Below are 19,254 nucleotides of genomic sequence, written 5' to 3'. Positions count from 1 at the left end.
ACTGTTTTTTCTTTGCTCAAAATTAGAAAGAGAGGAAAATAGAAAATGAAAAAAGAAAAAACATTACAAGAAGTACAAATAGAAATTGCAGAGCTTGAGGAAGAAAAAGAAAGCTATGAAATTCAGTTACGACAACTAAAGAATAGAGAAAAAATGTTAGTCAAGTTAGCAAATAAAAAAGAGAGAACAAGAAGAAATCATAGGCTTATTCAAAGAGGCTTGATAGTAGAAAAGGTAATTAAAAATCCTCTTATGTTTACCAATGAGGATATAGAAAAGCTGTTAAACATCTCTACTCACACAGAAGAATACAGACAAGCCTATGAAGAAATGATAAATGGAAAAGATATGGAAGATGAAACAGATATTGAGGGAACAGCATAAAAAAACTTTAGTTTTTTCAGAAGCTCCCTGCAAGGGCAAAAAGCTTCGCAGAACGCAAAGCACTCTTTAGGGTGTATAATTGCGCCCTTAGTAAACTAAGGGATTTTAGCAAGTCTTTAAACACACAAAACTTAATAAAAATATACGGATAAAGCAGATAGGAAAAGATACAAAAAATAACCTGTCTGTTTTTTTCTTTATATGAAAAATAAACAAAAAATGAAAGGAGCTTATACCGATGGCAGAAACATTTCACTTTAATATTTCCATGATAAGCAGAGGTAAGAGTAAATCAGCAGTTGCAAGTGCAGCATATATCTCTTGTGAGAAAATCAAAAATGAATGGGACGGAGAAGTTCATGACTATCATAATAAAAAAGGACTTTTACATTCAGAAATCTTCTTGCCGGAGAATGTTCCCATAGCATTAAAAGATAGAACTACTTTATGGAATAGCGTTGAACTAAATGAGAAAGCAAGTAACGCACAGCTTGCAAGAAACTTCATTATCGCCTTACCAAAAGAATTATCCTTTGAAGAAAATAAGAAACTCATTACCGACTTCATACAAGAAAATTTTGTATCAAAAGGAATGATAGCAGACCTTGCAATCCATGATGAAAGTGATGAAGAAAATAATAATATCCATGCACATATTATGACTACCCTCAGACCAATCAATGAAAAAGGAGAGTGGCAGGCAAAAAGCAAAAAAGAATATGTAATTGATGAAAATGGAGAAAAGATAAAACTAAAAAGCGGGAACTACAAAACAAGAAAAGTAGAGCTGACAGACTGGAACAATAAAGGAAACGCAGAGAAATGGAGAGAGAATTTTGCAAGACTTTGTAATCAGTATTTAGAAAAAAATCATCAAGAAAAGAGAGTGGATCATCGTTCCTACAAAAGGCAAGGGATAGAAGAAATCCCAACCATTCACATGGGAGCAAGTGCCAGTGCCTTAGAGAAAAAAGGAATCGAAACCGACAAAGGAAACATCAACAGAGAAATAAAAAAACATAACTCTTTAGTAAAAGCTATCAAGAACAAGATAAAAGAAATCACTTCTTGGATAGACTCTTTACTTGGAAATCTGCAAGCAAAATACGATGGGTATAAACAGACCAAGAAAGATGAACTGGAGAACAAAGCAGAACTCTTTAACCTTTATGAATATATTTCTATCTACAACGAAATACAGGGAGAAAAAACAAAAAATCTATCCTACTATGGACAGATAAAAAAGGGAAATGCAGACCTAAAGAGATTTGTAAAAGCAATCTACTATCTAAAAGATAATCATCTTCAAACCATAGCAGACCTACAAGAAAAAGTCATTGAACTGGCAAAGCAAAGTAAAAAGATAAGTGGTGATATTCAGAGTAAAACACAAAGAATTAAAGACCTAAATCAGTGTGTACGCTGCATAGATTCTATAAAAGAAAACAAAGAAGTCTATCAGGAATACAAAAGCAAAACCATATTCAAAGACAGTTTTTACAATTCTCATAAAAAGGAAATAGACAGATACCTAAGAGCAAGAAAGACCATAGAAAAGTTTACCGGGACATCAGCCATAAAGTCGAGTGTTTGGCAAAAAGAAATATTAATCCTTGAAAAAGAGATACAAAATTTAACCGAAGATAAAGCTAAAGTACAAGATGAATTTAAGCAGATAGACCATATCAAATATGCAGTAAAGATTGTCAATGACGAGTATGGAATAGACCTAATCATAGAAATAGACAAGGCAATTAAGAGAGGAGATAAACCAAGTGTTATTGCACAACTGAAAAAATTTCAGGAGCAAGAGGAAAGAAAGGGGCAGTACAAACAAAAAGCAAAAGAAAAGGCTAAAGAAAATTATAAAAATAAAGGGGAGGAAAGATAAAAATGGCAGACAACAGAAGATACTATTGGTTAAAATTGAAAGAAGATTTTTTTACAGATAAGAGAATCAAAAGGCTAAGAAAAATATCAGGAGGAGATACCTATACAATCATTTATCTTAAATTGCTTTTACTTAGCTTAAAAGATAGTGGGAAGCTGTATTATGATGGAGTAGAAACAGACTTTATCAAAGAGCTTGCCTTAACGATTGATGAAACGGAAGATGATGTAATGGTTATAGTGAACTATCTTATGGCACAAGGATTGATGGAGATAATCACAGAAAATGACGAGTATTTTTTAACAGAAATCCCAAGTCTTATAGGTTCAGAAACAGCGTCTACAAGGCGTTCGAGAAAATCGAGAGGACAAAAAGCGTTGCAATGCAACACTAATGCAACACATTGCAACCTTTTGCAACAAAATTGCAACGGAGATATAGAGAAAGAAATAGATATAGAGTTAGAAAAAGAGGGGGAGATAGAAAAAATATCCCCCGTTTTTTACGGAGAATATAAAAATGTTTCCTTAACAGATGAAGAATATGGAAAGTTAAAGGATAAAATGCAAGGTCATAGGGAGAAAATGATAGAAAAGCTTTCGACTTATATGCAAAGCACAGGAAGAAACTACAAAGACCATTATGCGACCTTAATTCATTGGTATGAACAAGATAAAGGGAAATTAAAGGAGTGTAGTAAATCAACAGTATATACCCTTGAAGATTATGACAATGGAGAACATTTATAATCTCATATAAGACGGTGGAGAGGCTTTTTTAGAGCGTTAATGGCAAAAGAGGTATCAGAATATAGCTAAGTGTGAAAACATCATGTGAGGGCTTAAAATTGCAGTATGGAAAAATCATCGTATTTATGATAAAATGACAGTGATATGATAATAAACTCAGTTATAAAGAGAGGATATATAAATGCGAATTCAATTTACAGTAAACGATGAAGAACTGAAAATTTTAACTAAAAAAGCAATAGAGGGAGGTTTCCCAAGCGTTACTGAATATTGTAAGTGTAGCAGTTTACAAAAAAATACAAGCTATGCTGACTTATATACTACCTTATTAAACAAAATTAGCTCTTTACCGAAGGGCAAAGAATTTGTTTTGAGAGAGTTAATCGCAACACCTCCGGCATTGATTGGCAGATGGTTTTACGAAAATGTAAATAAGAGACTTGTAAAAAATGTGGAACACATCGGAAAAGCTGAAGGTGGAGTAGAAAAATACAAAAAAATATAAGACTTATTCAAATAGCTACGCACTGCATAGCAAATTGGAAAAGGATATTTAGATAATGTTGGAGGTGCATTCATGGCAGAAGAAAACAGAGAGATCGTTATTGTGGATAATAAAACTATACAAGAAAAAATATATTTTATTCGTGGGCAAAAAGTAATGCTTGATTCAGATTTAGCCGAAATATATGGGTATGAAACTAAAAACTTTAATAGACAGGTGAAAAACAACGCAGAAAAATTTGAAGGTGAAGACTTCATGTTCCAATTAACGGACGAAGAAATGGTAGAACTTTCAAGGTGCAAAAATTTCACCTTGAACAGAGGGACTGGTAGAGGAAGTAATATTAAATACAATCCTTATGCCTTTACAGAACAAGGAATCTATATGCTTATGACTGTACTAAGAGGTGAACTTGCTGTTAGGCAAAGTAGAGCTTTAGTTAGAACATTTAAGCAAATGAAAGATTTTATCATAGAAAACCAAGATTTTATCGGTTCAAAAGAATTAGTTCAAATAGCAGTACAGACAAATCAAAACACAAAGGATATAGCTGAAATAAAGTCGCAAATGGCTACAAAAGAAGATTTGAAAAAGGTTATGGATAATTTTATAGATCCGGACACATACAAGCATTTCCTTTTAATGAACGGAGATAAGATTGAAGCAGATGTTGCCTATACCAAAATATATAAGTCTGCAAAGAAAAGTATTTATGTGATAGACAACTATATAGGCTTGAAAACCTTAGAATTATTAAGGGCTGCAAAAGACAATGTTGAAATTATAGTCTTTAGCGACAATGTGAAAAACAAGGATATGCTGACAAAAAATATCCTAAACGATTTTAGAAAAGATTACCCTAATATCAATCTTAAGATGAAAGTCGCAGGGAAAAAATATCACGATAGGTATATTGCTATTGACTATGGAACAGAAAATGAAGCCTTTTATCTTTGCGGAGCATCATCAAAAGATGCAGGAAATAAAATATCAAGTATTACAAAGATAGAGGAATCTTCCAAGGATATGTATCATACGATGTTTGGCGGAATGCTGAACAATAAGGATTTGAAAATTTAATATGTAAATGGTAAAGCGTTATTAAATGAATAGCTATAAGACTTGTGAAAGGCGGTAGAAATAAAACTCTATCGTCTTTTTTTATTGCAACTAATAGGAGGAAAATAATATGCACGAAAATAAAAATGAACATAATACAGGAACAAAGACTATAAAGAAGATTGGAAAAGTAACTTATGAGGTTATTGTCCATTTTAATGAAAATGCGACTGAAACTATGCAAGATAAATTGAAAAGGATAATGCTTAGAGAAATGGAGCGAGAAAAAGATAAAAAACCTCATAAAAATGATTAGAAAGTCCTTGACAACTTGTTACAGGAAAAACAGCAAAGTCTATTCTTATTTCATGTGGGGCAAGACTTGCTCCTTTTGATATTCAGGAACTTAGGGACTTGATGAAAGAAGATGAACTTGAGCTTGATACTCTTGGAGATAGAAAGACAGCACTTTTTGTTATTATCTCCGATACAGATGATACTTTTAACTTTGTGGTGTCTATCATGTACTCACAGTTATTTAATCTACTTTGTGATAAGGCAGATGATGAGTATGGAGGAAGATTACCTGTTCATGTAAGGTGCTTGCTTGACGAGTTTGCAAATATAGGCTTAATTCCAAAGTTTGAGAAATTGATTGCGACAATCCGTTCAAGAGAAATTTCAGCAAGTATAATTCTTCAGGCACAATCTCAGCTAAAGGCAATCTACAAGGACAATGCAGATACGATTGTAGGTAACTGTGATAGCACGCTATTCTTGGGTGGAAAGGAGAAAACAACACTTAAAGAGCTATCAGAAACGCTTGGAAAGGAAACAATAGATCTATATAACACTTCTGAAACACGCTCCAATGCTAATAGTTATGGACTCAATTATCAAAAGACAGGAAAGGAGCTGATGAGCCAAGACGAAATAACGGTTATGGATGGAAGTAAATGTATTTTTCAGCTTCGAGGTGTAAGACCGTTTTTATCAGATAAATTTGATATTACAAAGCATAAGAATTACAAGTTACTTGAAGATTTTAATAAGAAAAATGCCTTTGATATTGAGGAATATATCAAGAGAAAAGGGAAAGCAAAATTAAATAGAGAAACGGTTATTACAAGAGTGCAGTAAGTCTAAAGAACATAGATTTGCTGCTTTTTATTACTCAAAATCAGGAGGAAAGATGGTAAGGATAAGAAGTCCCACTAAGGAAAACTAAATAGCAAGAGTATCAGCGATTGGAAAAGAAAAAACTCCAGTCGCTTTTTTTTGAAAAGAAAAGGAGAAATTTTTAATGAAGCAAGAAATGATTAACATCAATGCCAACTTATTGGCAGAACCAACTTTTTCAAGTTTTGACAAAGAGGGAGAAACGGTTGAAGTTGTAAACTTTACGCTTGTAAAAAAGTATGGGAAAGGCAAGGAATATATCAATTGTGCAGCCTATGGTGAAAAGTCAGAAACAGCAAAAGCCTTTGAAAAAGGCGATTTGATCCATATCTTTGGATACTTTAAGAAGCGTGAAAAAGATGGAAAGACTTACAAAAACTTTGTTGTGAAGTCATACAACAAGATTGAAAAGAAAGAAGAACACGAGGAGGAATAAATTATGGAATTTTTTACACAGGCAGTAAATGTATTAAAGATTTTAGTTATGGCAGTAGGTGCAGGACTTGGAGCATGGGGCGTTATTAACCTGATGGAAGGTTATGGTAATGACAATCCGGGTGCAAATGCTCATGTGCGGTAAGGAAGCAAGCAACCGAAAACAAGAGATAGACCGCCAGCACTACACTATTCCGAACCAAAGACCAAAAGATAAGCATTGTGGGAAAATCTAAACTTTTGGATTTTCCTACAATGCCGACTACGGCGGAATCCTTCCCACTCCTTATATCTTTATTTCCGTATACATTGAATTTGTATTTAGTAAATGCTATAATGTCCCTATTCAAATTATAAATGTGTTGAATTAGTTACATGTACATATTTTTTGTGCCGCATAAATACCCTGTTGAGGTTGTCGTTCTTTGTCCAGATGTGGAAACAATAAAAGGAAGGGAACGATACAGGGAGAAAACAGGCTATTCCGGCTTTACGGTTGAAACCTTATACGATACATTTATGCAGACAACACCACGGATCGGCTTTTGGCTGGACAATTCCAACCAAACACCACAGCAGACAGCAGAAACCATTCTGAACGCCAGAAAGTCGGTATGATTGTTACATATAAGGGGAAGAAAAATTTCTTTTAGGTACTTTCTTTCCTAAAACTAATGTGATATAATAGCATCATTCCAAAAAAGGAGTAAAAAATATGCGGCAAGGTATTCTTAAATAAAACTATAATCAAATAGTGGGAACAAAGGATTATGATAGTCCCTTTTGTGGGGGCTTGGTTTTTTGTACCCAATTTAAGAATACTTTTGCCTTATCAATTTTGACATATCCGAAAAACAGCAATCACAAACAGGTGTATGCTGTATATGTGTATGTCCGCAAATTATAATCCCCAGTGGTAAAAGTATTTTACTGCTGGGGATTTTTATGCCCTTTTGGGGCTGTAAAAGGAGGACAATCACATGAAAATAATCAATATTGGAATTCTCGCCCATGTAGACGCAGGAAAAACAACATTGACGGAAAGCCTGCTGTACACCAGTGGAGCGATTGCGGAACAAGGAAACGTGGATAAAGGAACTACAAGAACAGACACTATGATTTTGGAACGGCAGCGCGGAATTACCATTCAGACAGCGGTTACTTCTTTTTGCTGGAATGATTATAAAATCAATATCGTGGACACTCCCGGTCATATGGATTTTTTAACCGAAGCATACCGCTCTTTATCTGTCCTTGACGGAGCTGTTTTAGTCATTTCGGCAAAAGACGGCGTACAGGCACAAACCCGTATATTATTCCATGCGCTTCAGAAAATGGACATTCCGACAATTATCTTTATAAATAAGATAGACCAAAATGGGATCGACCTGCGGCGTGTTTACCAAAGCATTAAAGATAAACTTACCAGTGATATGATTGTCATGCAGGAGGTTTCCCTGTCGCCAAAGATAACCATGACCGATATTTCTGATTTGGACAAATGGGATATGATTATTTCCGGAAGCGATGAACTATTAGAACGATATGTTGCAGAGGATTCTTTGGATATACAGGAATTACAATATGAAAAGTGCAAAAGAACCAGATGCTGCTCTTTGTTTCCTGTTTATCATGGGAGTGCAAAAGACAATTTAGGAACAGAAAAACTGATTGAAGCGATTACAGAAACTTTCATTACAGAAACAGACGATATTCAGTCTGAATTATGTGGATATGTTTTTAAGGTTGAGTATACAGAGCGGAAAAAACGGCTTTCTTATTTACGCCTGTATCATGGGACGCTCCATTTACGGGATACCCTGCTGCTGTCAAAAAAGGAAAAAATAAAGATTACAGAAATGTGTATTCCGTCAAATGGTGAAATCGTCCCGGTTGACCATGCCTGTCCGGGAGAAATTGTTATTTTAGCTGATGATACTTTGAAACTGAACGACATTCTGGGAAATGAAAAACTCCTGCCTCACAAAACACGGATTGATAATCCCATGCCATTACTTCGGACAACGGTAGAGCCGCAAAAGCCGGAGCAAAGGGAAGCCCTGTTAAATGCCCTCACAGAGATTGCTGATACAGACCCTCTTTTGCATTTTGACATTGATACTGTTACACATGAGATTATATTATCTTTTTTGGGAAAAGTACAGTTAGAAGTTATTTGTTCGCTATTAGAAGAAAAATATCATGTGGGCGTGGCTATGAAAGAGCCTTCGGTTATTTATCTGGAAAGACCGCAAAAAAAAGCGAGCTACACGATTCATATTGAAGTGCCGCCGAATCCGTTTTGGGCATCTATTGGTTTGACTGTAACACCGCTTCCTGTTGGAAGCGGAACACAATATAAAAGCGAGGTATCTCTCGGCTATTTAAACCAAAGTTTTCAAAATGCCGTCATGGAGGGTGTGCGTTATGGAATGGAGCAGGGCTTATATGGCTGGGGAGTGACAGACTGCCAAATTTGTTTTGATTATGGAGTTTATTACAGCCCGGTCAGCACCCCCGCTGATTTTCGTTTTCTTGCGCCTGTCGTGTTGGAGCAGGCATTGAAAAAAGCAGGAACACAACTGTTGGAACCATACCTTTCCTTTACCCTTTTTGCACCGCAGGAATATCTTTCACGGGCTTATAATGACGCACCAAAGTATTGCGCAATCATTGAATCAACCAGACTTGAAAAAGATGAAGTTATTTTTAAGGGGGAAATCCCTGCCCGTTGTATTGGTGAATATAGAAATGATTTGAATTTTTATACAAATGGAAGAAGTGTCTGCATTACAGAATTAAAAGGGTATCAGGAAACTTCCGGCGAGCCTGTGTTTCAGCCACGCCGCCCGAACAGCCGTTTAGACAAGATCCGGCATATGTTTCAGAAGATAATGTAACATCTTGCGCAATGCAAACGTTCATTGCTGGCTATTGCGAAATATCATTGATAAAATCAGCATCAGAGAGGAGGAACCATTTTGAACCAGAAACAGACGGATATTACAACAGGAAAGCAAATACGTCATCTGCGAACACAATCGGGAATGACACAGGAAGAACTGGCTGGGAAATTGAATGTTACCCGGCAGGCGCTATCGAATTGGGAGAGAGATGTTAATGAACCCGATTTAAATACGTTGAAAAAAATTTGTTTTCTTTTTGGAGTCCACATGGACGATTTTGCGAAGGAGGTAATAACAAAAATGGAAACATGTGAAAAAAAGAGAAACGACAATTTAATAAGTATGATATGGCAATTGGACTTTTTTATGGTGTCGGGATATTTCTTGGCATTGGTATTTTCTTTGTTGGCGGTTTTATGACAATGTCGGGTGCAGGGTGGGGAGCATCACTATTTGGCGGTGGCTGTTTTTCTCTTGTATTTGGCTTGATATGCCATGCAGTTATTACATTGAGAAGAAATGACAAATGATGACATATCCTGCTTTCTAGTCTTTTCGGTCATATCGCGTAAAAAAGCCGCTGCTTTTGGCTTTCCAATAGCGGCGGCAAAGGGAAATATCCTTTGAATACCTTACAGAAGAAAAGTTTTGCAGCATTATAAAAATAAAAGCCTATACCATTTTGGAAAGAAAAGATACATAATAGTCAAGACGGCAACAATCAGAAGTTATGGAGGGTAACAATGGAATATAGTAAGGAAGATTTAATGGAAGCAAAAAGGCAAATTTTGGGAGTGGGAGAGAACATGGGAACAGAGGAAAGCAAAAAGATCTGGGAGAAAAACGCACAATTTTGGGATGATGCAATGGGTGACGAATCCAATGAATTTCACAGAGAGGTAGTACGTCCCAAAGTAACGGAACTTCTCTCTCCTGATCCTTCGGATTACATTTTGGATATTGCGTGCGGCAATGGAAATTATTCTTCGTATCTTGCACAGAGAGGCGCTTCGGTCGTCGCTTTTGATTACAGCAAAAAAATGATAGAATTGGCTAAAAGACGGCGATCACAATATGCAAAACAAATTGAGTTTTGCGTAGCGGATGCGACCAATAGAGAAAGCTTATTAGGATTAAAAAGAAATCGAGCCTTTACGAAAGCAGTTTCTAATATGGCAATTATGGATATTACGGATATTGAACCGCTTTTTATGGCTGTTTATGAACTATTGGAGGAAAACGGGATTTTTGTCTTTGCAACGCAGCACCCTTGTTTTATCACATTGACTGAAAAATATATGACACCGCACAGTTACTATGATATAGCGATCGAAGGGCAGCCGGAGGAGCAGATTTATTATCATCGTTCCATACAAGATATTTTTAACCTTTGTTTCAGAGCTGGATTTGTCATTGATGGATTTTATGAAGAATGTTTCAAAAACAATAAAGAAATTCCTATGGTAATGATAGTAAGGCTTAAAAAGGTAAAACGTGATAGCTTAAAATAAATTCAAGTTTGCCGGATAAATAGCAAACCCGGCCGAGCCAGTCAACGGTCAAGATGAACGGGCTTCGCCCGCCGTTGACAGCCCCGCCCGGTTTTGCAGTTAGGCAGTCAAGGAGCGACAGCCTAAAGTGCTGCCGCCCCTTACTATCATAAAAAGCAACTACTAACCAGCCACAGCCCTTTTGGGAGGAAAGGGGGATTTTCCATGACCTGTACAGAAGAATATCGGGAACATATCGAGTACACTTTCCATGCCTTTTGCAAAGTCGTTATCCGAAATGCAACGATCAACGCAGCGAGGACACGGAGCAGGAAGCACAAAAGAGAAATATCCCTTGAATACCTCACAGACGAAAAGCACTACCCTTTAGGCACGACAGATGAATATTTCCAAGCCCCGGAGCCGGACGAGGAATACATACTTACCCTTTGCGGCGATACGGTCATTTTCAGCAGCGGTTTACTTGCGGAAGCCCTGTCACGGCTGGACGAACGGGAGCGGGAAATGATTTACCTGTCCTTTTTCAAGCGTATTCCACAGCACGAAATTGGCAGACAGTACGGGCGCAGCCGCAGCACAGCGGGCTACCATATCCGAAAAGCCCTACGGCAGCTCCAAGCGGAAATGGAGGGAATGGCATATGAGAAATAATAGGCTTCTCCCCTATGAAACAATCGTCCAAGCCGCCAGCGGGGAGCCGGAAGCGGTGGGAACTGTATTGCAGTATTACCGCCGCCGCATACAATGTGCCGCCCGTGTGAATGGACGGGTAGACCAAGATACAGAGGACTACATCACCCAGACGCTTCTCACAGCTATTTTCAAGTTCCGCTTTGGGAGATAGCCCTACCGCCTACAACTGAATAACCGCCGCTTCGCCGGCAACCAGAAAGCAGTAAATCTATTCAACAGATTTGCTGCTTTTTTTCGTTCCTGTTTGGCATTTTTGAAAATCCCCAGTATGAAAAAACAAAAGGGAAAATAGCCGCCGCAGTTGGCAAAATCCCTTACTTATCCGTAGAGGGTATCAAAGAAAAAAATACTGCCATTGTCCGCCTATTCCGGCTTGCGTGGTGTTGTAGGGAATAGAGGGGAAATTCTAAAAATCTCCGTCCATTTTGCTTTGCGTGGTGTTGTAGGTAGTGAAAGGAAAATTTTCAAGATAAGCCGGAATAGCGGGTAGCAAAGCCCTTTTGAAACGTTTTGTTAGCGGAAAGGACGGGAGCCGGGGAACGCCGGAGTTTTTCAGAGCAAGATTCTACCGAGGTGCCAAAATTCGCTCTCCGCTTATTTTTGCCCCTGCGGGAATCTTGTTGGGGAGTGCCTTCCCCAAACCCTGCTTATGCGGCTTACGCCGCTTATCCCGCCGCAGCCATGCGGCAGCCGAAAGGAGGTTTTTACCATGCGAAAACGATATAACACGCCCCACCGCAGCCGGGTAGTCAAGACACGCATGACCGAGGAAGAATACACCGAGTTTGCGGAAAGGCTTTCTGCTTACAACATGAGCCAAGCCGAGTTTATCCGGCAAGCCATAACCGGGGCAGCCATACGCCCCATCATAACCGTTTCCCCCGTCAATGACGAGCTGCTTGCCGCTGTCGGGAAGCTGACCGCCGAATACGGCAGGATCGGCGGCAACTTAAACCAGATAGCCCGGACGCTGAACGAGTGGCACAGTCCCTACCCGCAGCTTGCCGGGGAGGTACGGGCGGCGGTTTCCGACCTTGCTGCCCTAAAGTTTGAAGTCTTGCAGAAAGTGGGTGACGCTGTTGGCAACATTCAAACATATCAGCTCTAAAAATGCCGACTATGGCGCAGCAGAAGCCTACCTCACATTTGAGCATGACGAGTTTACCATGAAGCCCACCCTTGATGAAAACGGGCGGCTGATACCGAGGGAGGATTACCGCATTTCTTCCCTTAACTGCGGGGGCGAGGATTTCGCCGTTGCCTGTATGCGAGCCAATCTCCACTATGAGAAAAACCAAAAACGGGAAGATGTGAAAAACCACCACTATATCATCAGCTTTGACCCACGGGACGGGACAGACAACGGCTTGACCGTAGACCGGGCGCAGGAGCTGGGCGAGCAGTTCTGCAAGGAGCATTTTCCCGGACACCAAGCCCTAATCTGCACCCACCCGGACGGGCATAACCACAGCGGCAATATCCATGTGCATATCGTCATCAACTCCCTGCGGATTTATGAAGTCCCGCTTCTGCCCTACATGGACAGACCCGCCGACACACGGGAGGGCTGCAAGCACCGCTGCACCAACGCCGCTATGGAATATTTAAAGAGTGAAGTCATGGAGATGTGCCACCGGGAGGGGCTTTACCAAATCGACCTCTTGAACGGCAGCAAGGAACGGATAACCGAACGGGAATACTGGGCGGCAAAGAAAGGGCAGCTTGCCCTTGATAAAGAGAACGCTGTCAGAGAAGCCGCAGGACAGCCGACCAAGCCCACCAAGTTTGAAACGGACAAGGCGAAGCTGCGCCGGACGATACGGCAAGCACTTTCCCAAGCTGGCAGCTTTGACGAGTTTTCTTCCCTTTTGCTGCGGGAGGGCGTGACCGTCAAGGAGAGCCGGGGGCGGCTTTCCTACCTCACGCCGGACAGGACAAAGCCTATCACAGCCCGGAAGCTGGGGGACGATTTTGACAAGGCTGCTGTCCTTGCCCTGCTCACGCAGAACGCCCACAGGGTCGTCGAACAGACCACAGCCATACCCGAATACCCCCACACCCAAAAGGGACGCTTGCGGGAGGAAAAAGCCGCAAAAACCACCCCGGCAGACAACACCTTGCAGCGCATGGTTGACCGGGAAGCCAAGCGAGCCGAGGGCAAGGGCGTGGGCTATGACCGCTGGGCGGCAAAGCACAATCTAAAGCAGATGGCGGCTACTGTTACCGCCTACCAGCAGTACGGCTTTTCTTCCCCGGAGGAACTGGACGAAGCCTGTTCTGCCGCCTATGCCGCCATGCAGGAAAGCCTTACAGAGCTGAAGCAGGTGGAAAAGACGCTGAACGGGAAAAAGGAGCTGCAACGGCAGGTACTTGCCTATTCCAAGACCCGCCCTGTCCGGGACGGGCTGAAACAGCAGAAAAACGCCAAAGCAAAAGCAGCCTACCGACAGAAGCACGAAAGCGACTTTATCATAGCAGACGCAGCCGCCCGTTATTTCAAAGAGAACGGTATTTCCAAGCTGCCAAGCTATAAAGCCCTGCAAGCAGAGATTGAAAGCCTTATCAAAGAGAAAAACAGCGGCTACAACGATTACCGGGCAAAACGGGAGGAATACCGCCGCTTACAGACCGTCAAGTGCAATATCGACCAGATTTTACGCCGGGAGCGCAAGCCTGTGAAAAGGCAGGAACAGGAGCGATAAAAACCACCCCAAAATGTACCCGAACCCATACAGAACAAGGGGGCTGCCCCGTACCTTACCCGCAATACCAAAGGATTTTTTAAGGGACTTACAGGGCAGAAAAACCCCGAAAATGATACCGAGATGATACAGAATTACCGCCGATACCGTCACACCAGCGGAAACGGCAGAAAGGAGCGCACCCATGCCAAGAATGAGCAAGAAACGGCGGCTGGAATGGTCTTTTTTCCTGCGGCAAGTAAAAGTCGGGAATACCACCTGCGACCGTATCACATACAACGACCTCTGCCGGGGCTGTACCCATAGCTGCAAGCAGAGCTTCCGGGCGGTTATCATACTCTGCCCCCGCTACTACTCCAAACGCCGGAAAAAGGAGGACAGGGACAATGGCAGATAACCGCAAGTATTACTACCTCAAGCTGAAAGAGAACTTTTTTGACAGCGACTCCATTGTGCTGCTGGAAGATATGAAAGACGGGATTTTATATTCCAATATCCTCTTGAAGCTGTACTTAAAATCGCTGAAAAACGGCGGGAAATTGCAGCTTGACGAGCATATCCCCTACACAGCGCAGATGATAGCGACACTGACCCGCCACCAGATAGGGACGGTTGAGAGGGCTTTAGAGATTTTCCGGCAGTTGGGGCTTGTGGAGCAGCTTGACAGCGGGGCTTTCTATATGACCGACATTGAGCTGATGATAGGACAGTCCTCTACCGAAGCCGAGAGGAAACGGGCTGCAAGGCTGGAAAACAAGGCACTTTTACCGCCCCGGACAAAAGGCGGACATTTGTCCGACATTCGTCCACCAGAGATAGAGTTAGAGAAAGAGATAGAGTTAGAAAAAGAGAGAGAGGGAGAAACGGGACACCCCGCCCCTGCCGCTTATGGCAGATACAACAATGTGATACTGACCGATACAGAGCTTTCCGGGCTGAAAACAGAGCTGCCCGACAAGTGGGAGTATTATATTGACCGGCTTTCCTGCCATATCGCTTCCACCGGGAAGCAGTACCACAGCCATGCAGCCACCATTTACAAGTGGGCGCAGGAGGACGTTGCCAAAGGCAAGGCTGCCCCGAAACAGGGCATACCCGATTATTCATGCAAGGAGGGCGAGAGCTTATGAAAAACGAGATTGAAGCTATGATTACGGACATTACAACCACTACCGCCGAAGCGGAGGACTACACAGGCGAGGACGGGCTTTTATACTGCGGCAAGTGCCATACGCCAAAAGAAGCCTACTTTTCAAAAGAAACCGCCCAATGGTTAGGGCATGACCGACACCCGGCAGAGTGCGACTGCCAGCGGGCAGCCCGTGAAAAGCAGCAAGCCGCCGAAAGCCGACAGAAGCACCTTGAAACAGTGGAGGACTTGAAACGCCGGGGCTTTACCGACCCCGCTATGCGGAACTGGACATTTGAGCATGACAACGGCAGAAACCCACAGACCGAAACCGCCCGCTTTTATGTGGAGAGCTGGGAAACCATGCAGGCTGAAAATATCGGCTACCTGTTTTGGGGCGGCGTGGGGACAGGAAAAAGCTACCTTGCCGCCTGTATTGCCAACGCCCTTATGGAAAAAGAGGTTGCCGTTCGCATGACAAACTTTGCAACGATACTGGGTGACCTTGCCGCCAGCTTTGAGGGCAGGAACGAATATATTTCCCGCCTTTGCAGCTACCCCCTGCTGATACTTGATGATTTCGGTATGGAGCGAGGGACAGAATACGGGCTGGAACAGGTTTACAGCGTGATTGACAGCCGTTACCGAAGCGGCAAGCCGCTGATCGCCACGACCAACCTCACGCTGGAGGAATTGCAGCACCCGCAGGACACGCCCCACGCCCGTATTTATGACAGGCTGACTTCCATGTGCGCCCCCGTCCGCTTCACGGGCAGCAACTTCCGAAAGGAAACCGCACAGGAAAAGCTGGAACGCTTAAAGCAACTGATGAAGCAGCGAAAGGAGAGCCTATGACAGAAACGAAACAGACAAGCACCACCAAAACAGACCGCCGCCCGGACTGTGTGACGGAAATCCGCATGGGCAACTCCGTCCTTACCGTTTCCGGCTTCTTCAAGCAGGGCGCAACCGACACCGCAGCCGACAAGATGATGAAAGTGCTGGAAGCGGAAGCTGCTACACAAAAAACGGCGATTTGACCGACCATAAAGAAGCAGATTTGACGCTTTTGCCGCTATACAGACAGCCGCCCCATGTGGTACAATCAAGGTACGGAATAGTGGGGCTGGCTGTCGGAAACGGAGGATTTTATGTTAAGACAGACCAACCAACAACCAATTACCGCCCTTTACCCAAGACTTTCCCATGAGGACGAGCTGCAAGGCGAGAGCAATTCCATTTCCAATCAGAAGCGTATCCTTGAAACCTATGCAAAGCAGAACGGCTTTTCCAATCTGCGCTGGTACACGGACGACGGTTATTCTGGTGCGAACTTTCAAAGACCCGGTTTTCAAGCCATGCTTGCGGACATTGAAGCCGGAAAAGTCGGGACAGTTATCGTAAAGGATATGTCGAGGTTAGGGCGAAACTACCTGCAAGTGGGAATGTACACGGAAATGATTTTCCCACAGAAAGGTGTCCGCTTCATCGCTATCAATGACGGAGTGGACAGCGCACAGGGCGACAATGACTTTGCCCCGCTGCGGAATATCTTTAACGAATGGCTGGTGAGAGATACGAGCAAGAAAATCAAAGCAGTAAAACGCTCAAAAGGCATGAGTGGCAAGCCCATCACAAGCAAGCCTGTGTATGGCTACCTCATGGACGAGGACGAAAATTTCATTATTGACGAGGAAGCTGCACCCGTAGTCAAGCAGATATACAACCTCTGCCTTGCCGGGAATGGTCCGACCAAGATAGCCCGTATGCTCACAGAGCAGCAAATCCCCACGCCGGGGACGCTGGAATACCGCAGGACGGGCAGCACCCGCCGCTACCACCCCGGCTATGAGTGCAAGTGGGCGACCAATACCGTTGTGCATATCCTTGAAAACCGGGAATACACAGGCTGTCTGGTAAACTTCAAGACGGAAAAACTCTCTTACAAAGTCAAGCACAGTGTAGAAAATCCCCCGGAAAAGCAAGTGATTTTCGAGAATCACCACGAGCCTATCATAGACCCCCAAACATGGGAACGGGTGCAGGAGCTTCGCAAGCAGCGCAAACGCCCCAACCGCTATGATGAAGTGGGCTTGTTCTCCGGCATACTGTTCTGTGCGGACTGCGGCAGTGTGATGTATCAGCAGCGATACCAGACGGACAAACGCAAGCAGGACTGTTATATCTGCGGCAACTACAAGAAACGCACCCATGACTGTACGGCGCACTTTATCCGCACCGACCTCTTGACCGCTGGTGTACTCTCCAATCTGCGGAAAGTGACAAGCTATGCGGCAAAGCATGAAGCCCGGTTTATGAAGCTCTTGATTGAGCAGAACGAGGACGGAGGCAAACGCAGGAACGCCGCCAAGAAAAAGGAACTGGAAGCCGCCGAGAAACGCATAGCCGAGTTATCCGCTATCTTCAAGCGGCTGTATGAGGACAGCGTGACCGGGCGCATATCAGACGAGCGTTTCACAGAACTGTCGGCAGACTATGAAGCAGAGCAACGGGAACTGAAAGAAAGAGCCGCCGCTATCCAAGCGGAGCTTTCCAAAGCACAGGAAGCCACCGTGAACGCAGAAAAGTTTATGAATGTTGTCCGGCGGCATACCAGCTTTGAAGAACTTACCCCTACTCTGCTGCGGGAGTTTGTAGAGAAAATCGTTGTGCATGAGTGCAGCTATGACGAGAACAAGACCCGCAGACAGGACATTGAGATTTATTATTCTTTTGTTGGCAAGGTGGACTTGCCCGAATAAACGCCCGACCTATCCGACACAATGCGCAAGTGCCGGATAGGAACGGCAAAATTTTTTACACTTCTATTACTTCTTTATCGCACATAAGCAAAATCTCAGGGCATTAAGCAGCTTATGGCAGGAGGCGGTATTGTCCTTATCGGATTAAAGCTGATTCCGCTTCTTGCAAATATACTCAAGTAAGAAGAAAAGGAGAAATTAAATGTTTGGGATATTCGACAAGATAGAGGAGTTTTTCAAAGATCTTCTACTGGGCGGTATCCAAGCAAACTTAGAGTCCATGTTTCTTGACATCAACGATAAAGTTGGTGCGATTGCAACGGATGTGGGAAAGACACCGATGGGGTGGAACGGACAGGTTTTTAGTTTTATCAAAAGCATTAACGACTCTGTCATTATCCCCATTGCAGGGCTAATCATAACGGCAGTCCTTTGTATCGAGCTTATCAATATGGTTATGCAAAAGAACAATATGCACGATACAGATACCTTTGAATTTTTCAAGTACATCATAAAGATGTGGATTGCCGTATGGTTAGTGTCCCATGCTTTTCAGTTTTCTATGGCAGTCTTTGATGTGGCACAGCACATGGTAAATAAAGCGGCAGGGGTAATTAATACCTCTGCCGTTATCTCCGGAGATCAGATTGTAACGATGGTAGAAGGCTTAAAAGATAAAGGTCTTGGAGAGCTTGTCATGATACTCTTTGAAACCTCGCTCATAAAGGTGGCAATACAGGTCATTTCCATTGTGATTATGCTTGTGGTATACGGCAGAATGTTTGAGATTTATGTTTACTCATCCGTTTCAGCCATTCCTTTTGCCACAATGGGAAACAAAGAGTGGGGACAAATCGGAACAAACTATATCAAAGGCTTATTTGCCATAGGCTTACAAGGACTCTTTTTAATGGTTTGTCTTGGAATATACGCAGTATTAGTTAAGACAATACAGATAACAGATATACACACAAGTACCTTTACGATACTTGGATATGCGGTTTTGCTAGGGTTAATGATGCTAAAGAGCGGAACACTGGCCAAAAGCGTATTAAATGCACACTAAAAGAAAGGAAATATATGATGAACAAAAGAAAAACAGTATTGATAGCAGTAGCAGTTGGAACAGGTATTTTGGCAGTGATGGATAGAATCAGGCTTCACAGCAAAGTGAATGACTTGGAAGAAAGAACAAAGGACATCGGTCGCTGCCACAATGATTTTTGTCTAATGCAGGAAAGATATAACAGAAATACAAATGAACAGATTGCAAGTATTCAGGAAGAAATCGGCTCCGTATATGAGCATATAGAGGAGCTTTCAAAGGGTAAAGAAGATGGGAGGTAAGT

21 protein-coding genes and 3 pseudogenes are annotated in these 19,254 nt (G+C 42.4%); all 24 read left to right on the top strand.

Features of this window, described 5'->3' with window-relative positions:
- The first annotated feature begins 45 nt into the window (after positions 1 to 45).
- The 24 genes and pseudogenes from RGT18_RS08370 to RGT18_RS08255 all read left to right on the top strand — a co-directional run bounded on the left by RGT18_RS08370 (position 46) and on the right by RGT18_RS08255 (position 19,252).
- A complete protein-coding gene (locus RGT18_RS08370) occupies positions 46 to 384 on the top strand; it encodes a DUF3847 domain-containing protein (protein ID WP_019117178.1) in 339 nt (112 codons plus the stop codon).
- Positions 385 to 622: 238 nt separating this feature from the next.
- Entirely contained in the window at positions 623 to 2,275 is a 1,653-nt protein-coding gene (gene mobQ, locus RGT18_RS08365; RefSeq protein ID WP_338175906.1) for a MobQ family relaxase, read from the top strand.
- A gap of 2 nt (positions 2,276 to 2,277) precedes the next feature.
- On the top strand, positions 2,278 to 3,024 hold the full coding sequence (locus RGT18_RS08360) for a phage replisome organizer N-terminal domain-containing protein (RefSeq protein WP_028078941.1): 747 nt from the start codon (positions 2,278 to 2,280) through the stop codon (positions 3,022 to 3,024).
- A 181-nt stretch (positions 3,025 to 3,205) separates the two neighbouring features.
- Positions 3,206 to 3,529 carry a hypothetical protein gene (locus RGT18_RS08355; protein ID WP_028078914.1) on the top strand — a complete coding sequence of 108 codons (324 nt, stop codon included), beginning with the start codon at positions 3,206 to 3,208 and terminating at the stop codon, positions 3,527 to 3,529.
- Positions 3,530 to 3,601: 72 nt separating this feature from the next.
- A complete protein-coding gene (locus RGT18_RS08350; protein ID WP_028078915.1) occupies positions 3,602 to 4,609 on the top strand; it encodes an ORF6N domain-containing protein in 1,008 nt (335 codons plus the stop codon).
- Between the two features lie 109 nt (positions 4,610 to 4,718).
- Positions 4,719 to 4,904: a transposon-encoded TnpW family protein gene (locus RGT18_RS08345; RefSeq protein WP_000545006.1), complete on the top strand. Its 186-nt coding sequence runs from the start codon at positions 4,719 to 4,721 to the stop codon at positions 4,902 to 4,904.
- Positions 4,905 to 4,915: 11 nt separating this feature from the next.
- Positions 4,916 to 5,728, top strand: a pseudogene (locus RGT18_RS08340) (VirD4-like conjugal transfer protein, CD1115 family); the annotation flags it as partial.
- Positions 5,729 to 5,891: 163 nt separating this feature from the next.
- Complete coding sequence (locus RGT18_RS08335; RefSeq protein WP_055327126.1) at positions 5,892 to 6,203, top strand: hypothetical protein; 312 nt, start codon at positions 5,892 to 5,894, stop codon at positions 6,201 to 6,203.
- Positions 6,204 to 6,206: 3 nt separating this feature from the next.
- Complete coding sequence (locus RGT18_RS08330) at positions 6,207 to 6,347, top strand: Maff2 family mobile element protein (protein WP_000394210.1); 141 nt, start codon at positions 6,207 to 6,209, stop codon at positions 6,345 to 6,347.
- An 835-nt stretch (positions 6,348 to 7,182) separates the two neighbouring features.
- The gene (gene tet(32) / locus RGT18_RS08325; RefSeq protein WP_002602099.1) at positions 7,183 to 9,102 is read left to right on the top strand and encodes a tetracycline resistance ribosomal protection protein Tet(32); all 1,920 of its coding nucleotides are present in this window, start codon (positions 7,183 to 7,185) and stop codon (positions 9,100 to 9,102) included.
- 81 nt (positions 9,103 to 9,183) lie between these two features.
- Positions 9,184 to 9,638 (top strand): annotated as a pseudogene (locus RGT18_RS08320) (helix-turn-helix domain-containing protein).
- A 213-nt stretch (positions 9,639 to 9,851) separates the two neighbouring features.
- The gene (locus RGT18_RS08315) at positions 9,852 to 10,619 is read left to right on the top strand and encodes a class I SAM-dependent methyltransferase (protein ID WP_002602097.1); all 768 of its coding nucleotides are present in this window, start codon (positions 9,852 to 9,854) and stop codon (positions 10,617 to 10,619) included.
- A gap of 204 nt (positions 10,620 to 10,823) precedes the next feature.
- Positions 10,824 to 11,270, top strand: a complete 447-nt coding sequence (locus RGT18_RS08310; protein ID WP_002602096.1) for an RNA polymerase sigma factor — start codon at positions 10,824 to 10,826, stop codon at positions 11,268 to 11,270.
- On the top strand, positions 11,260 to 11,463 hold the full coding sequence (locus tag RGT18_RS08305) for a helix-turn-helix domain-containing protein (RefSeq protein ID WP_002602095.1): 204 nt from the start codon (positions 11,260 to 11,262) through the stop codon (positions 11,461 to 11,463). The genes RGT18_RS08310 and RGT18_RS08305 overlap by 11 nt, the downstream gene beginning before the upstream one ends.
- Positions 11,464 to 12,021: 558 nt before the next feature.
- Positions 12,022 to 12,420, top strand: coding sequence for a plasmid mobilization protein (locus tag RGT18_RS08300; protein ID WP_028078548.1), 399 nt, complete (start codon positions 12,022 to 12,024; stop codon positions 12,418 to 12,420).
- The gene (locus tag RGT18_RS08295; RefSeq protein ID WP_028078549.1) at positions 12,392 to 14,014 is read left to right on the top strand and encodes a relaxase/mobilization nuclease domain-containing protein; all 1,623 of its coding nucleotides are present in this window, start codon (positions 12,392 to 12,394) and stop codon (positions 14,012 to 14,014) included. The genes RGT18_RS08300 and RGT18_RS08295 overlap by 29 nt, the downstream gene beginning before the upstream one ends.
- A gap of 184 nt (positions 14,015 to 14,198) precedes the next feature.
- On the top strand, positions 14,199 to 14,411 hold the full coding sequence (locus RGT18_RS08290; RefSeq protein ID WP_005927784.1) for a hypothetical protein: 213 nt from the start codon (positions 14,199 to 14,201) through the stop codon (positions 14,409 to 14,411).
- Positions 14,401 to 15,144, top strand: a complete 744-nt coding sequence (locus RGT18_RS08285; RefSeq protein ID WP_028078550.1) for a phage replisome organizer N-terminal domain-containing protein — start codon at positions 14,401 to 14,403, stop codon at positions 15,142 to 15,144. The genes RGT18_RS08290 and RGT18_RS08285 overlap by 11 nt, the downstream gene beginning before the upstream one ends.
- Positions 15,141 to 15,998 carry an ATP-binding protein gene (locus RGT18_RS08280; RefSeq protein WP_028078551.1) on the top strand — a complete coding sequence of 286 codons (858 nt, stop codon included), beginning with the start codon at positions 15,141 to 15,143 and terminating at the stop codon, positions 15,996 to 15,998. Before RGT18_RS08285 ends, RGT18_RS08280 begins: the two co-directional genes overlap by 4 nt.
- Complete coding sequence (locus RGT18_RS08275) at positions 15,995 to 16,183, top strand: transposon-encoded TnpW family protein (RefSeq protein ID WP_002569233.1); 189 nt, start codon at positions 15,995 to 15,997, stop codon at positions 16,181 to 16,183. Before RGT18_RS08280 ends, RGT18_RS08275 begins: the two co-directional genes overlap by 4 nt.
- Positions 16,184 to 16,294: 111 nt before the next feature.
- Positions 16,295 to 17,905, top strand: coding sequence for a recombinase family protein (locus RGT18_RS08270; RefSeq protein ID WP_028078552.1), 1,611 nt, complete (start codon positions 16,295 to 16,297; stop codon positions 17,903 to 17,905).
- 99 nt (positions 17,906 to 18,004) lie between these two features.
- Positions 18,005 to 18,088, top strand: a pseudogene (locus tag RGT18_RS08265) (Maff2 family mobile element protein); the annotation flags it as partial.
- 19 nt (positions 18,089 to 18,107) lie between these two features.
- Entirely contained in the window at positions 18,108 to 18,971 is an 864-nt protein-coding gene (locus RGT18_RS08260) for a VirB6/TrbL-like conjugal transfer protein, CD1112 family (protein ID WP_000466901.1), read from the top strand.
- Between the two features lie 14 nt (positions 18,972 to 18,985).
- The gene (locus RGT18_RS08255) at positions 18,986 to 19,252 is read left to right on the top strand and encodes a conjugal transfer protein (RefSeq protein WP_479631613.1); all 267 of its coding nucleotides are present in this window, start codon (positions 18,986 to 18,988) and stop codon (positions 19,250 to 19,252) included.
- Positions 19,253 to 19,254 lie beyond the last annotated feature (2 nt).

Origin of the sequence: Solobacterium moorei (assembly GCF_036323475.1) — a bacterium.
Lineage (GTDB): Bacteria > Bacillota_I > Bacilli_A > Erysipelotrichales > Erysipelotrichaceae > Bulleidia > Bulleidia moorei.
This window is presented reverse-complemented; position numbering and strand designations above follow the sequence as displayed.